The 14061-nt window shown below is 71.5% G+C and carries 13 protein-coding genes; 7 read left to right on the forward strand and 6 right to left on the reverse strand.

Annotated elements, in window-relative coordinates; genetic code table 11:
* Nucleotides 1-81 precede the first annotated feature (81 nt).
* A complete protein-coding gene (locus ENSA5_RS00590) occupies nt 82-2019 on the reverse strand; it encodes a PAS domain S-box protein (protein WP_181197105.1) in 1938 nt (645 codons plus the stop codon).
* Nucleotides 2020-2110: 91 nt separating this feature from the next.
* Between ENSA5_RS00590 and ENSA5_RS00595 the strand changes: the two genes are divergently transcribed.
* The 4 genes from ENSA5_RS00595 (at nt 2111) to ENSA5_RS00610 (ending at nt 7227) form a co-directional block, all read left to right on the forward strand.
* Nucleotides 2111-4477, forward strand: a complete 2367-nt coding sequence (locus ENSA5_RS00595; protein ID WP_106389596.1) for an FdhF/YdeP family oxidoreductase — start codon at nt 2111-2113, stop codon at nt 4475-4477.
* Entirely contained in the window at nt 4474-5430 is a 957-nt protein-coding gene (locus ENSA5_RS00600) for a hypothetical protein (protein ID WP_106389597.1), read from the forward strand. Before ENSA5_RS00595 ends, ENSA5_RS00600 begins: the two co-directional genes overlap by 4 nt.
* Nucleotides 5431-5554: 124 nt before the next feature.
* Complete coding sequence (locus ENSA5_RS00605; protein ID WP_106389598.1) at nt 5555-6700, forward strand: ImmA/IrrE family metallo-endopeptidase; 1146 nt, start codon at nt 5555-5557, stop codon at nt 6698-6700.
* Nucleotides 6697-7227 carry a hypothetical protein gene (locus ENSA5_RS00610; RefSeq protein ID WP_146155167.1) on the forward strand — a complete coding sequence of 177 codons (531 nt, stop codon included), beginning with the start codon at nt 6697-6699 and terminating at the stop codon, nt 7225-7227. Before ENSA5_RS00605 ends, ENSA5_RS00610 begins: the two co-directional genes overlap by 4 nt.
* 163 nt (nt 7228-7390) lie before the next feature.
* Here ENSA5_RS00610 and ENSA5_RS00615 read toward each other — a convergent pair whose 3' ends face one another.
* The 3 genes from ENSA5_RS00615 to ENSA5_RS00625 are packed head-to-tail and all read right to left on the reverse strand — an operon-like array spanning nt 7391 to nt 11200.
* Entirely contained in the window at nt 7391-9019 is a 1629-nt protein-coding gene (locus ENSA5_RS00615; RefSeq protein WP_181197107.1) for a sensor histidine kinase, read from the reverse strand.
* Nucleotides 9012-9668 (reverse strand): hypothetical protein, encoded by a 657-nt coding sequence (locus ENSA5_RS00620; protein ID WP_106389601.1) that lies wholly within the window; start codon nt 9666-9668, stop codon nt 9012-9014. The genes ENSA5_RS00615 and ENSA5_RS00620 overlap by 8 nt, the downstream gene beginning before the upstream one ends.
* Nucleotides 9665-11200, reverse strand: coding sequence for a BamA/TamA family outer membrane protein (locus ENSA5_RS00625; protein ID WP_106389602.1), 1536 nt, complete (start codon nt 11198-11200; stop codon nt 9665-9667). The genes ENSA5_RS00620 and ENSA5_RS00625 overlap by 4 nt, the downstream gene beginning before the upstream one ends.
* Nucleotides 11201-11491: 291 nt before the next feature.
* Between ENSA5_RS00625 and ENSA5_RS00630 the strand changes: the two genes are divergently transcribed.
* The gene (locus ENSA5_RS00630) at nt 11492-11875 is read left to right on the forward strand and encodes a response regulator (protein ID WP_181197108.1); all 384 of its coding nucleotides are present in this window, start codon (nt 11492-11494) and stop codon (nt 11873-11875) included.
* A 12-nt stretch (nt 11876-11887) separates the two neighbouring features.
* On the opposite strand, the gene ENSA5_RS00635 is transcribed toward ENSA5_RS00630, so the two are convergent.
* Nucleotides 11888-12664, reverse strand: coding sequence for a sugar phosphate nucleotidyltransferase (locus ENSA5_RS00635; RefSeq protein ID WP_181197109.1), 777 nt, complete (start codon nt 12662-12664; stop codon nt 11888-11890).
* Nucleotides 12665-12722: 58 nt separating this feature from the next.
* Between ENSA5_RS00635 and ENSA5_RS00640 the strand changes: the two genes are divergently transcribed.
* The gene (locus ENSA5_RS00640) at nt 12723-13199 is read left to right on the forward strand and encodes an Mpo1-like protein (protein ID WP_181197110.1); all 477 of its coding nucleotides are present in this window, start codon (nt 12723-12725) and stop codon (nt 13197-13199) included.
* Here the strand turns inward: ENSA5_RS00640 and mobA are convergent.
* Entirely contained in the window at nt 13174-13794 is a 621-nt protein-coding gene (gene mobA, locus ENSA5_RS00645; RefSeq protein ID WP_181197112.1) for a molybdenum cofactor guanylyltransferase, read from the reverse strand. The two genes, ENSA5_RS00640 and mobA, sit on opposite strands and share 26 nt — an antisense overlap.
* 9 nt (nt 13795-13803) lie before the next feature.
* Here mobA and ENSA5_RS36780 point away from each other — a divergent pair, with 9 nt between their 5' ends.
* On the forward strand, nt 13804-14061 hold the full coding sequence (locus ENSA5_RS36780) for a DUF7009 family protein (protein ID WP_181197113.1): 258 nt from the start codon (nt 13804-13806) through the stop codon (nt 14059-14061).

The raw sequence follows: 14061 nt of genomic DNA on the forward strand, positions 1-14061 counted from the left end.
AGATTCCGGCGCGAGGCGACACGAGGCATTGCACACCGGGCTGCTAGGTCAACGCCGCCAAATGGGATCCGATGCACGGGCTCAACCAATCGGCATCGTGGGCAGCAAGCGCGCGAGCACCCGATCGAGGACCGCGAGGTCGATCGGCTTGCTCAGGATCAGGTTTGTCATCTCGACCAGCCCGGGCTCCGCGTCAGCCACGAGCCCCGTCATCAGGATCCGCGGGAGGTCCGGCCAGCGGCGGCTGCACTCCTTCAGGAGCCCGGCGCCGTCGAGCACGGGCATGGCGAGGTCGGTGATCATCAAGTCGATGTCGCGGCGTTCGTCGAGACGGATCAGGGCCTCCTTGCCGTGCTCCGCGCTCACGACCTCATGGCCAAGCTGCTCGAGCATCTGCCCGAGCGAGCGGCGCACGACCGGATCGTCGTCGACCAGGAGGATCACCGACGGCCGCGCGCCGTCCATTTGGGTTACCTCGGACTCGCCGAGGTGCTCGCCGAGCGGCAGCCAGACCGTGAATTTACTGCCCTGGCCGGGTTCGCTGATGACCGAGATCTCGCCGGCGTGGCGCCCGACGATGCCGTGGCTGACCGACAGGCCCAGGCCCAAGCCCTGCCGGCCCTTGGTCGAGAAGAAGGGATCGAAGAGCCGACGCTGGCTGCTCGCGTCGATCCCCTGGCCTGTGTCTGCGACCTCGACCCACACGCGATCACCCTCGAGCCCGGTCGAGACCGAGAGCGTGCCGCCCTCGGGCATCGCGTCGAGGCCGTTGAGGATCAGGTTGACGATGACCTCGCACAGCTCGGCGCCGTTGCCGACGATCGGCAGCCGGACCTCGGACGGCGTCCAGTCGAGCTCCCACTTGCCCGCGCCGCCTGGCGGGTTCCAGCGCGGGCGGGTGAGCGCGACGGCGTTGGCGACGACGTCGGCGAGGTCGGCGGGCTCGACCGCGTCGGGATCGCGGGTCCGGGCGAAGCTCTGGATCCGGCGCACGGTCACCGCCGCGCCTCGCGAGACCCGCTCGATGACGAGCAGATCTTCGCGGGCCCAGTCGGGCAGCTCGTCGCTGCGGGCGAGGACCTGGGTGTGGGCGAGGATCGAGGTCAGCGCGTTGTTGAAGTTGTGCGCGACCCCGGCCGCGAGCTCGCCCAGCGCGCGGAGCCGCTCGGCCACGCGCTCGCGCTGCTCGAGGGTGCGCAGGGCCTCGGACGAGCGCTTCTTCTCGGTGTAGTCATGGATGCTGACCAGCAGCCGCGAGCGGCCGCCGGAGCCCGCGGACTCGAGCGGCGAGAACCCGAGGTCGACCCAGCGCAGCTCCCCACCGGCCCCGCGCAGCGACCACTTGCTGAGCGTGGTCGGGGTCGAGGCGTCTGCGATCGCGGCGGCGAGCTCGGCCGCGCGCGCGGCTGCCCCCTCGCCCGTCGGCGCGAGCAGCTCGACGAGGGCCTGGTCACGCAGATCTTCGCGGGCGCCGCCAAAGAGCTCGGCCGCGCGGCGGTTGGCGTCGAGGATCAGCCCCGAGTCGCCGTCGGCGATCAGCATCCCGTCGCTCGCGAGCTCGAACACCGCGCGGTAGCGGGCCTCGGACGCGACGACCGCGGCCTCGCTGTCGATCCGAGCCCGCAGATCTCGCACGATCGCGAGCGCCACGTCCTGGCCAAAGTAGTGGCCCTTGGTGACCGTGACCTCCTTGGGAAACTCGGTCCCGTCCTTGTGGCGGCTCCACCACGCGAACACCTGCGGCTCGCCGGCGAAGGCCTTGCGCACGTGCTCGAGGGTCGCCGCGACGTCGACGCGACCCGGCGCGCCGAGCAGCTCGGGCCCGGCGCCGATCAGCTCCTCGCGGGTGTAGCCGTGCATCTCGACCGCCGCGCGGTTGACCTCGAGGAAGCGCCCGGCGCGATCTTGGACGTAGATCGGCTCGGGCAGCGCGTCGAACAGCCCGCGCCAGGTCTCGACCGCGAGCGCCGGGTCTCGCGTCGCGGCCTCGAGTTGTCCTTCGCGTGGGTCCACGACCATCTGCGCAAGAGTAGCGCAAGAGCGGACCCCGCGGCTTCGCCCGAGTTCTCGCGCCTTGATCGCAGGATCAGCGCGGGGCACCATCCGCCCGATGACCGGCACGCCCGAAGCGCCACCACCGGGGACGGCGCTGCTGAGCACGCGCGCGCCGGCCAGCCCACTCACGCCGATGGTGACCGCGCCGATGACGGTCGAGCGCGCGCCTGTGGCCAGCGGCGGGCCGGCAGCGATGGCCGTGGGTGTCAACGACACCCTGCGCAAGGCAGGGCTGGTCCGGGGGCTGCGGCTGCTGCGACGCGCCAACCAAGACGGCGGCTTCGACTGTCCGGGCTGCGCGTGGCCCAACAGCGACCGTCCCGACACCTTCGCGGTGTGCGAGAGCGGCGTGCGAGCGATCGTCGACGGCCTCGGCCAGCGCCGGGCCGGTCCCCAGCTGTTCTCGACCTACACCATCCCCGAGCTGGCCCGGCGCAGCGACCACTGGCTCAACGCCCAGGGCCGCCTGACCCACCCGCTGATCCGCCGGCCCGACGCCAACGGCTACGTCGAGATCGGCTGGGACGAGGCGATCGAGACGATCGCGGCCGCTTTGCGCCCGGACCGGCTGAGCGATCCCGCCCGGGCCCTGTTCTACAGCTCCGCGCGGATCAGCAACGAGGCCGCGTTTTGCTGGCAGCTGCTGGCCCGCGAGACCGGGACCAACAACCTCCCGAGCAGCTCGCACCTGTGCCACGAGGCCAGCCGCGTGGCCCTGACGGAGGTCCTCGGCACGCGGCGCAGCCCCGTGACGCTCGCCGACTTCGAGGCCGCCGAGGCGATCTTCGTGTTCGGCCAAAACCCCGGCAGCAACCACCCGCGGATGCTCGAGGCCCTGCGCGCGGCCAAGCTGCGGGGCGCCAAGATCGTCGCGGTCAACCCTCTGCGCGAAGTCGGGCTGCTGCGCTACTCCGATCCCAAGCGCGTGCGCGAGTGGCTCGGCGACGGGATCGAGCTCGCCGATCTGCTCCTGCCCGTCCAGGTCGGGGGTGACCTCGCGCTGATCGAGGGGCTGACCAAGGCCGTGCTCGAGGCCGACGCCGTCGATCGGGCCTTCGTCGACGCGCACACCGAGGGCTTCGCCGCGCTCGCGGCCCAGATCCAGGCTCGCAGCTGGGCGGACATCGTCGCCCAAAGCGGCGTCGAGGAGGACCAGCTCCGCGCCGCCGCCGAGATCTACGCCCGCTCGAAGGCAACGATCGCCTGCTGGGGCGTGGGCCTGACCCAGCACCGGGCGGGGGTCGACACGATCGAGCAGCTGCTGAGCTTGTTGCTCCTGCGCGGCAACGTCGGCAAGCCCGGCGCGGGGCCGCTCGCGGTCCTCGGACACAGCAACAGCGCGGGCTGCTGGACCATGGCGGTGGATCCACGGCCCTCCGAAGCCGTGCTCGCCGGGCTCGCCCAGGCGACCGGGGTTCAGATGCCGTCCGCGCCCGGTCACGACGTCAGCGCCGCGCTCGCGGCCATGCGCGCCGGTCAGGTCGACGTGCTGCTCGGGCTCGGCGGCAACCTGCTCTCGGCCGGGCCCGACACCGAGGCGATCGCCGAGGGCCTGCGCCGCTGTCGACTGAGCGTGCACATTGCGACCAAGCTCAACCGCTCGCACCTGATCACGGGCGAGACCGGGCTGCTCTTGCCGTGCCTGACCCGACCCGAGCGCCACCTCGGCGCCGACGACCGGCCCCAGTGGTCGAGCTTCGAGGACGCGTGCGGCGGCGTTCGGGCCTCGCAGGGCACCGAGCCTCCGATCGGCGCGGGCGTGCTCGCGGAGCCCGACATCATCGCGCGGATCGCCGCCGCCGCGCGCCCGGACTCGCCGATCGCCTGGCCCTCGCTCGCCCGGGATCACGGGCGCATTCGCGCGCTGATCGCCGCGGCGCTGCCCGACTGCGAGCGGGTGTTCGCCGAGCTCGGCCCAGGCCGCGCGCAGACCGTCGACAGCCCCGCCCGCGCGCGTCGCTTCAACACCGCCACCGGCCGGGCCAGGCTGACGACCTCCGCCACGGCGAGCGCGCCCTCGCTGCCCGAGGGCGCGCTGCTGCTGACCACCGTCCGGGCCCACGACCAACACAACACCAGCGTCTACTGGCTCGGCGATCGCGAGCGCGGCGTCCACGGCTATCGGCGGCTGGTCCTGATGAACCTCGACGACATGCAGCGGCTGGAGATCGAGCCCTACGAGCAGGTCGATCTGATCAGCCACTACGAGGGCGTCGAGCGGCGGGCGCCCAAGTGGGTCGCCATCCCCCACCACGTCCGCCCGGGCTGCCTCGCGGCCTACTTCCCCGAGGCCAACGTGCTGGTCCCGGGCGACTGCGTCGATCCACGCTCGGGCACGCCGAGCTTCAAGTCGGTGGTCGTGACGATCGAGCGGACCGGGTCCATCGCGCGCGAGCGCGAGGTCAAGGAGGAGGGCCAGTGACGCTCCGGTTGGCGCTTTGTCCCCTGCTCGCGCCGCTCGGCCTCGCGCTCGCGCTCGGGTGCCAGCGCCCGCCCTCGCAGTCGGACTCGGACACCAACTCGGCCACGGCGCCTCGCTCGACGACCGACGCGACCGCGGCGAGCCAGGCCGAGAGCTGCGAGGCCGCGACGCTCCACGCCGAGCTGCGGGGCTACTGCGAGTTCGATCTGGGCATCCCCCCGATCGAGCTGGCCAAGGTCGCGTGGAACGCCGACACCTACCACCCCCTCGCTACCCGCGTGATCACCCTCGACGCAGGCGGCCTCTCGGATCCCGAGGGCGAGGGCAAGGTCTCGATCCAAGACTGGCTGCGGGATCCTCCCCGGCCGATCGCCGAGCCCGGCGCCCTGGTCCTGGCGATCGCCCACGACGTCCCGGCCTCGACCGTCGCCGAGCTCCAGCGCGGGCTGTTCGCGGCCGGGCGCCAGGAGGTCCGCGTGCTCGTGCACGTCGCTGACGAGCGACCGATCCCCCAGCCCCGCAGCGCCAAGATGCTCGCCGACATGCGCGCCGCGCTGCCCGACGACGACAACGAGCGCGTGATGTTCGTGGCCCAGGGCGTGCGCGGCTACGCCGAGACCTGCCCGGCCCTGACCGAGGCCTTCGGCCAGCTCGCCAGCGTCGCGCCCGGCGAGCGGTGTGGGAAGCTCGCCGAGCTCGCGTCCGCAGCCCTCGTCGAGTGCGAGTGCGCGCGCCTCACCGACATCATGACCCTGCTCTACGCCCTGACGATGGGCTTTGAGCCGCCGAGCGGGCGCGCGACCGCGGTCCCGATTCGGCTCGACACCTCGCGCAAGATCAACCCGCCTGCGGGCGCGACCTGGGGTGAGATCGTGGCGGCGAACTTGACCAACACCGAGCTGCATCAGCTGTGGATCGACGCCGTCGCCCCGCCCGCCCCGGCGACCGACTGAGTTCGGCTCCCGGCAGTTCCGTACGGGGCGGCTTTGCTGATGCGACCGGATCTCGCAGCGCGACCGGGCACGCGAGTCCAATCGGCCGTGGGCGCGCCATGGTCGCCCTGCTATAGTCCGCGCCATGGACCTCGGTCCCTTCCTTCGCGGACGCAGAGAGCGCTTTGGGTTCTCGACCCAGCAGGTCGCCGCGTTGGCGGGTCTCTCGCTCGAGCAGGTGGAAACGGCCGAACAACCCGGAGCGTCGCTCGGGCTGGTCATCGTTCATGCGCTCGGCGACGCGCTCGCCTTTGATCCGGCCGCCCTGCTCCGCGGTGAAGCGATCGACGATCCGCGCCGACTACCGGGGTGGTTTCGCTCGCACGAGCCCATGGATGACGAGGCCGTCTCGCCGAAAGACGCGCGCCTGTTCGCGCGCGCCGCCGAGCTCGGCCACGTCGGCGAGTTCTTGTGGCAGGAGCTCAATCGCGGCCGATCGATCCTCGAGCGACTCCGAGCGCCGAAGTCCGTGGTCGACTTCGAAGATCCCTGGCGTGAGGGCTATGGCCTGGGCGAAACGGCGAGGCTGAGCTCGAGCGCCGTCGACGGGCCGGTGGTGTCCATGCAGGCGTTCATCGAAGGCCTGGGCGTCCACGTGGCGCGCGTCGAGTTCGACTCGACCACGCGAGAAGCGGTCAGCGTCTACCGGCCTGGCGCCCTGCCGATCATCTTGCTCAACACCAACACCGCCCGCGTCCGCCACTCACTCTCGCGACGCGCGGTCCTGGGCCACGAGCTATGCCACCTCCTCCATGACAGCGGTGAGCAGCCGCTGCGCAGCAGCGACGGCACGACGACGCCCGTGCGCGAGGTCATCGAGCAGCGGGCGAACGGCTTCGCGCCGGCCTTCCTGGCGCCCCCGGGCTGGCTGCGTCGAGACTTCGAGCCAGTGACCAGCGACGACCTGGAGGCGGTCCACGAGTTGGTCCTGACGCTCGCCAGCACCTGGGGCTTCACCGGTGTCGGCGCGGTCTGGCACGCCAAGAACTGCGAGCTCATCCCCAAGTCCAGCGCTGAGCGCCTGGCCCACGATCCCCTCGTTGCCGAGCTCAACCCGCGGGGCCATGGCTTCGAACCGGAGCGCCCGAGCGCGCTGACCCGCCGGGCCGATGCCGACGAGATCGGCGTCACGAGCCTGTGCGCCGGGCTGATCGAGGATCTCGTGGTCGAGGCCCTCGACGGGGGCGCGATCACTGCCAACCGAGCGCGTGAAATCCTGAGTTGGTCGTGATCTGGCTGTTGGACTCCGGCCCCCTGGATCGGCTCGCCCAGATCGCGGAGCCGACGTGGCCGTGGCCGGGATCGCTGCTGCACGTGGCAGAGATGGTCGCCTGGGAGCAGCGCGACAACACGCGGGTCCATCGGCTCCTCTCGCATCAGACCCCCGCCAACGAGGCCTGGATCGCCAGGCACGAGCTGCCGATCGGCAGCCCGGCCGAGCGGATGTACAGCACCTATCTGCGTCCTCGGCGGGAGCGGGCGACCCGGGACGCGGGCGAGGACGCGTCCATCGCCCTGTGCGCTCTGGCGCTGACCGACGCGTGCTTCGTGGTCGCAGACGGCCGCGCCGCGCTGTGGGCGATGATTGAGCTGGGGGTCGGTCGGGTCGCGAGCGAGTTCGATTGCTGGAAGTGGCTACACGATCAGGGGCATGTCTCGCGCGACGACTTTCGCCGACTGTGCACCCGGACCCAGCGGGCGCTGAGCAGCGATCCCGAGCACCGCGCTCGCATCCCCGCTCGCTTCGTCGAGGACTGAGCTCCACCGATTGTTGATCGTCGCGCCTGTCTGGTGTGCCGCGGAGGCGACCTGGCCTCCGTACAGCGTAGCGAGCGTGTCTGCGGGCGTTTGCCGACTCGCTCCGACCACTCGCACGGCGCTAGCGACCGCTCTTCAGGCTCTGACTCGCCCGAAGACCCGCTCACGCCAGGCGCAGGCGGATCTCGAAGCGCGCCCCTCCGAGCGCCTCGCTCTCGCCGACCGAGACCTCGCCGCCGTGGTCGAGCACGATCTTCTTCACGATCGCCAGCCCCAGCCCGGTCCCGTGGGCGCGGGTGGTCTCGTAGGGCTCGAACACCAGCTCGCGGCGCTCGGCCGTGATCCCGGGGCCGTTGTCCTCGACGACCACGCACGCGAGCGGACGATCGCCGACCCGCGCCGCCGACACGTGGATCTCGGGCTCCTCGACCCCAGCCTCACGAGCCGAGAGCGCCGCGTTCTCGGCCAGGTTGACCAGGACCTGCTTGAGCAGCTGACGATCACCGAGGACCTCGATCGGCTCGGCGAGGGCCTCGACCTCGAGCGCGGCGTCGACGTGGGCGTAGGCCCGCTCGAACTCGCCGAGCACCCGGCCGAGATCGACGGGCTCGAGCTCGACCTCGGGGACCTTGGCGAACTGCGAGAAGCTCGTGACCATCCGCCGCAGGGCCTCGACCTCGTCCTCGACGATCTCGACCGAGTCACGCAGCAGGGCCGAGAAGCGCGCGTCGGTGCCGGGGTCCTTCTCGCGCAGCTGCTGGACCGCGAGCTGGATCGGCGTGAGCGGGTTTTTGATCTCGTGGGCGATGCGCCGGGCCATCTCTTGCCACGCGCCGACGCGCTGGAGGTAGGCGATGCGTCGGCGCGTGTGCTCGAGCTCGTCGAGCATGATGTTGAAGGCCGCCGCGAGCTGCCCGAGCTCGTCGGCGCCGAGCCGCGGCGCCCGGACCGAGAGCTCGCCCGAGGCGACCTGGCGCATGACCGAAGACAGATCCGAGACCTTGCGGGTGGTCCTGCGCGCGATCAGGATCCCGGCGAGGATCGCGACGAACAAGACCAGCGAGCTAGCGATGCCGAGGGCCGCGATCACGGCCTGACGGACCTCGTCGCGCTCGGCCATGCTCTGCTCGCCGCCCGCGTCCTTGACCTCGACGGCCCCGAGGCCCCGGGCGAGCTCGCCGAGGCGCCGGTGGCGAGTGCGGATCGTTGGATCGACCGCCCAGGTCACGCGGACCAGCCCGCCGGCCTCGCTCAGCGGCCACTCGATCGGGACGTGGATCCACCCGTCGAGGCTGACGCGGGCGCGCTCGTCGATGAAGGTTGCGGGATCGGGTCGCCCGACGATCACGGCCTCGACGCCCGGCCGCTCGACCACGACCTCGACGACGTTGGCCCGCGCGCGGATCCAGCGATCCAAGAAGGCCTCGAGCTCGGCGTCATCGATCGCGCCGAGCTCGTGGGGCAAGAGCTCGGTCCGGGCCAAGAAGGCGTCACGCTGGGCCGAGGCCAGCTCCTCGTAGTAGGGCTCGGCCAGGCTCAGGGTCTCGTCTTGGAGCTCGACCTGGCGCTCGCTGACCTGATCGTAGTAGCCGACGCTCAGGGCCACGAGGTAGCTCGACGCGCCGACGCAGAGGATCCCGATCGCGACCAGGGAGATCGTGATCCGGGCCTCGAGCCGGCCCCACCACGGCGGCCGCTCCTGGAGCTCGCGGCGGCGCTCGACCGCGCGAAAGCCCGCGGTCCCCCGGCGGCTCCGTCCGCCGCCTCGGCGAGAGCTGCCGCGCTCAGCCATGGGGCACATAGAAGGGGTGAGTGCGAAATTCGATGACCTTCTCGGCCTTGGGCCTGGTCCGCACGAACATCCCGACCCAGCGCGAGAACACCTCGAGGTCGCGATCTTGACCTCGCGCCGCGCCGCCGGCCCCGGAGCTCTTGGCCTCGATCGGGTTGCGCTGGGCGATGACCTGGACGAAGTGGATCTGATCTTCGCCGCGCGGGATGTCGGAGGTCTTGGCGACCGCGACCGAGAGCGTCGTCGAGGCCTTGATCGCGTCGGCCCGGAGGGCGTAGCGCCGGACCGTCGGCGACCCGGCGCCGATCGTCGTCTGGACGATGTAGTCCTGATTCCACGGATCCCACTGCACGCTGACCTCGACGTGGACCGCGGCGCTCGGCGTCCGCGAGCCCTTGGCGTAGACGGCCATGTCGTAGACCAGGCGGGTCGGGTAGCCGCCGTCGAGCATCTTCATGGCCTGCTTGTCGGTCGTGCGCAGGAGGTCGGGCACCGCCACGCGGATCTTGAGCTCGCGGCTGGTGTAGGAGAACTTGGCCTTGCGCCGCGGCAGGGCCTCGGGCACGGCCCCGAGCAGCACGACCAGCGCCGGGCTCGCGAGCGCGAGCCCGAGCATCCGCCGCCGGCCGAGCGCGCCTGGACCGGTCATAGCGGCACCCGCCGCAACACGTTGCCGACCGAGAAGTCGAAGGTCCCGATGCTGGTGTCGAGCTTGAGCCCGAAGTCGGCGTTGAGGCCGACCGGGGCGACGGGCTCACCGAGCGCCCGTCGCTCGCTGCGCTCGGCCCGGGTGCCCGTCAGCGTGAACAGCCCAGCCGAGAAGAACAGGTAGCCGCCGTAGACGAAGGAGGTCCGGGGCCGACGAAAGAGCGGGATGCCGTACTCGAGATCCACGCGCCCGCCGAGGTGAGCGAGGGCGTAGGCGTTGACCCCGGTCTTGAACGTGTCGACGGGCCAGCGGGTCGAGTACTGGAGGCCCATCGTCCGCCCGGGCGTCCAGTCGGCGAGGTCGCCGGGCAAGATCAGCTCGAAGCGCGGCGCGTCGCCGGCGATCTGCCCGCCCCACAGCGAGGGCGTCAGCCAGTGGCCCCAGGGCAGGCGGAACGAGTAGCCGCCGCCGATCAGCACGCGCAGGTACTCGTAGCTCGAGCCGATCGCCGGAGACGAGAGCTGGACGTCGAGGCGGATGTGACCGCCCTTGCCGAGCATCGCGGCCCGGTTGCGCTCGTCCCAGACCAGCGAGAATTCCGCCGAGCTCAAGTAGTGGAGCCCGTCTTGGAGGTGAAGATCGAGCTCGCGCTCCTCGCCCCCGGGCAGGGTCTGGGTTGGCGCGCCTGCGGGCTCGGCCTCGATCGCCTCGAAGCGAAAGTCGATGCCGAGGCGCAAGTCGGCGCGAAAGGGGATCGTGACGCCGACGACGCTGCCGAAGCGGTTGTAGCGGAGCGTGTCGAAGTTGCTCGGATCCGGATCGTAGTTTTGACCCGCGACGCGGTAGGGCTCGTTGGCCAGGATCGCGTAGGCGCTGCCGACGACGCCGACCGGGGTGCCGGCGATGACCGGCAGCTCCGTGTAGATCTTGTAGGCCTGCTGGCGGCGGTCGTCGGGCACGCCGCGGCCTTTGGTCCCGACCACGAACGCGGCCCCGAGGTGCACGCGGCTGCCCGCGAGGTTGCGCTCCATCAGATCGAAGCCGCCCGCGAAGGGCGTCAGCAGCGAGCTCGCCGCGCTGAGATCGCGCACGACCAACGAGCCGCGCTCGTGGAGGTCGACGACCAGCGAGGCGCGGTCGCTGTCGCGCGAGACCGGGACCAGCCGGATCGCAACCTGATCGAAGTAGCCGGTCGCCGCGAGCCGCTGGACCGCGCGATCGATCCGCGCGTCCTCGGGCCAAAACACCTGCTCGCCCTCGACGAGACCCTCGGCCTCGAGCGCCTCCGTGACCTGCTTGGCCGTGACCTGCTTGCGCCCGCGGATCTGGAGGGCGACGATCTCGACCGCCCGCTCGATCGGGCCCTCGACGAGCTCACCCTCGACGAGATCCTCCTCGTCCGGATCATCTTCGTGCTCGCTCGCCCGCGCGGGCTGAGCCGTCCGGCCTCGAACCAGCGCCGAGCCGTCGGCGTCCGGAGGCCCGGCCGCGCGCACGCCCGGAGCCGCCAGCGACAGCATGAGCGCGAGCACGGATCCGGGGCTCGCACGAAGGAGCATCTGTCGGCGACGCGCAGACCGCCACACCCGGCCAGTGTACTCGCCCTCAGGGCTCGAGTCCGAAGCCAGAGCGCGACTCGGATCGCGCATTCAACGCAGCCTCAGACGGCTAATGAACGATGTTCATGGGCGTTGCAGCGCCCGCGCGCGAGCTCCGAGCGCCCGAGCTGGGCCAATCGAGCGTCGATGTGTGCGCGAACACCCAGTACGCGGCGACTTGGTCTGCGTACACCGCGGACCCCGACGAATCTCTACAATCAGCCCGTGGACGAGCCCCGCCCGGTCCTGTGCGTCGAGGACAACGACGCAAACTTCGCCTTGATCCAGCTCGTGCTCGAGAGCACGAGCCTGTGGAAGGTGGCCCGGGCGATCGACGTCGACGACGCTCGCCTCGCCCTCGAGGAGCGCCGCCCGGACGTCATCCTGCTCGATCTCGATCTACCCGGGATCAGCGGCCTCGAGCTCGCGCGGGAGCTCAAGTCGTCACAGCGCTGGCGCGAGATTCCGATCGTGGTCGTCAGCGCCAGCGTGATGCAGCAAGAGCACGCCCAGGCCCGCGAGGCCGGCTGCGAGTTCTTCATCGAGAAGCCCTTCGACATCGAGGCCCTGCGGGCTCTGGTCGCGCGCGCGGTCGAGGCGCCGCGCTAGCAGCCCGGGCTGCTAGCCGCGAGCCCGGGCGCGAGCCTCGAGTTGGGCGAGCTGCTCGGGCGTGTTGACCCCCGCGACCTCGTCGGCGTCGACCTCGACCACCCCGACGACGCCAGCGCGAGCCCGGAGCGCGATGAGGTCGGTCAGATAGATCTCGCCCGCGGCGTTGTCGGCCCCGAGGGTCGGCAGCTCGCGGCGCAAGTGCTCGGCCCGCACGCAGTAGACGCCCGCGTTGCACTCGTCGATCGCTAGCTCGTCCGCGCTCGCGTCGCGCTGCTCGCTAATCTGGACGCAGCGCCCCTCGGCGTCGCGGATGATCCGGCCGTAGCCGGTTGGATCGGCGGCCCGAAAGCTCGCGAGGCTGAGCCCCGCCGAGCTCAAGGCGCAGGCCTCGGCCAGGGCCTCGAGCGTCGGGGCGCGCAGGAGCGGGACGTCACCGCTGAGGATCAACACGGCGCCGTCGAAGTCCTCCCCGAGCACCGGGAGCGCGCAGGCGACCGCGTGGCCCGTGCCGCGCTGCTCGGCCTGCACGGCGAAGTCGACCGCCCAGCCCTCGCTCGCGGGCAGCCGCTCACGAACCAGCGCGCGCACGTCCTCGCGCTGGTGGCCGACGACCACGATCGAGCGCTCGACGCCGAACTCGCGGGCGGCCCGGAGGGGATGAAGCAGCAGCGGCTGCCCGGCGAAGGGGTGCAAGACCTTGGCGAGCTCCGAGCGCATGCGCGTGCCCTTGCCGGCGGCGAGCAGGACGGCGACAGCGTTCTTGGTCGACTCCCGGGAGACTGTCACGAGCGCCAAGCTACGAAATTGCGCCGCCGCCACCAAGCTCGCTATTGTGAACCTGCCCATGTCCGACGCGCGCTTCTCGAGCTTCGCCGAGTTCTTCCCCTACTACCTCGGCGAGCACCGCGACCCGAGGTGTCGGGCCCTGCACTTCGTCGGCACGGCTGGGTTCTTCTCGATGATCGGGTGGGCGGCGTGGCTCGAGCCCGCGCGCTTCGGCCCGGCCCTGGCCGGAATCCTCGCGCTCGGCGTCATCGGCAACGTCGTCGAGCGCCGCCGCAACGCCGCGCCCGTGATGTTCGCGATGATCGCGCTCGGGGTCTGGGCTCAGCCGTGGTTGCTCGCGGGCGTGGTCTGGGCCTACGCCTTCGCCTGGATCGCCCACTTCAAGATCGAGCACAACAAGCCCGCAACCTTCATTTATCCGCTGTGGTCGCTGCTCGGTGACTTCAAGATGTGGAGCATGATGGTGAGCGGCAAGCTGTGGACCGGCGATCCGATTCAGGAGCTCGAGCTCAGCGTGTCGGCTCCCGACGCGTGAGCGCTCGCTGCTGGGCTCGCCATTGGGCGGGCGTGTTGCACTCGGCGAGGGCGCCTGGCGAGGGCAGCTGATCGACGGCGATCGAGCGCACGCCGGGGTCGTCGAACAAGCTCTGGAGGCGCCGGTCACCGCGGGCGAGCTGGGCCCTCGCGCGCGCGTGCATGGGGCCGACGACGACGGCCGAGGCCAGCGGGTGCGCGCGGCCGCTCGGGTCTCGGGCCACGCACGCGAGCGCCGACGGATGCGCGCGCAGCGACGCGAGCATGAACGCGACGTGCTCGGCGCTGACCGCCGCGGCGTCGCACGAGCCGAGGTAGGCCCGCTCGACGCCGCGCTCGCCGAGGCGCTCGAGGCCCGCGGCGACGCCAGCGAGCGGACCGCCGTCGTCGACCGCGTCGTCGACCCGCTCGCTCGCGTAGCCCGCGAGCTCGGGCAGCACCTGGCCCCGTCGGGCCGCGATCACGATCGGCTGACAGCAGGTGGCGAGGATCCCGACCACGTGCTCGAGCAGCGGACGCCCGTCGAGCTCCAGCCAGGCCTTGTCGCGACCCATGCGGGCCGACGACCCGCCGCTGAGGACCACAGCTCCGTCCACGGGCTCAGCTTGCCAGAGCTGCCCGGGCGCGCAAGCGCCGACGTCGACGCGCCCGAGGCTCGCTTCGTCGACGATCGGATCGAAGTCGCGCTGCCCCGCGCCGCCGCCCGGGCGTGGGCCGAGGGTGACGAGGTCGGGATCGAGGCCGAGCAAGGCGCGCTGCGGCTGTTGATCGAGAAGGACTTCCGCTACCTGAGCCCGCGCGAGGGCGAAGACGACGACGACGCGTTTCCCCATCCTGGCGCCGAGTCGGGCGCGAGCTGCTAG

It is taken from the genome of Enhygromyxa salina (genome assembly GCF_002994615.1).
Classification (GTDB): domain Bacteria; phylum Myxococcota_A; class Polyangia; order Nannocystales; family Nannocystaceae; genus Plesiocystis; species Plesiocystis salina_A.

What these genes read in the sequence shown, in the direction of transcription:
- ENSA5_RS00590 (WP_181197105.1), bottom strand. Translation starts at nt 2,019, where the DNA reads ATGGTCGTGGACCCACGCGAAGGACAACTCGAGGCCGCGACGCGAGAC.
- ENSA5_RS00595 (WP_106389596.1), top strand. Translation starts at nt 2,111, where the DNA reads ATGACCGGCACGCCCGAAGCGCCACCACCGGGGACGGCGCTGCTGAGC.
- ENSA5_RS00615 (WP_181197107.1), bottom strand. Translation starts at nt 9,019, where the DNA reads ATGGCTGAGCGCGGCAGCTCTCGCCGAGGCGGCGGACGGAGCCGCCGG.
- ENSA5_RS00620 (WP_106389601.1), bottom strand. Translation starts at nt 9,668, where the DNA reads ATGACCGGTCCAGGCGCGCTCGGCCGGCGGCGGATGCTCGGGCTCGCG.
- ENSA5_RS00640 (WP_181197110.1), top strand. Translation starts at nt 12,723, where the DNA reads ATGTCCGACGCGCGCTTCTCGAGCTTCGCCGAGTTCTTCCCCTACTAC.
- ENSA5_RS00605 (WP_106389598.1), top strand. Translation starts at nt 5,555, where the DNA reads ATGGACCTCGGTCCCTTCCTTCGCGGACGCAGAGAGCGCTTTGGGTTC.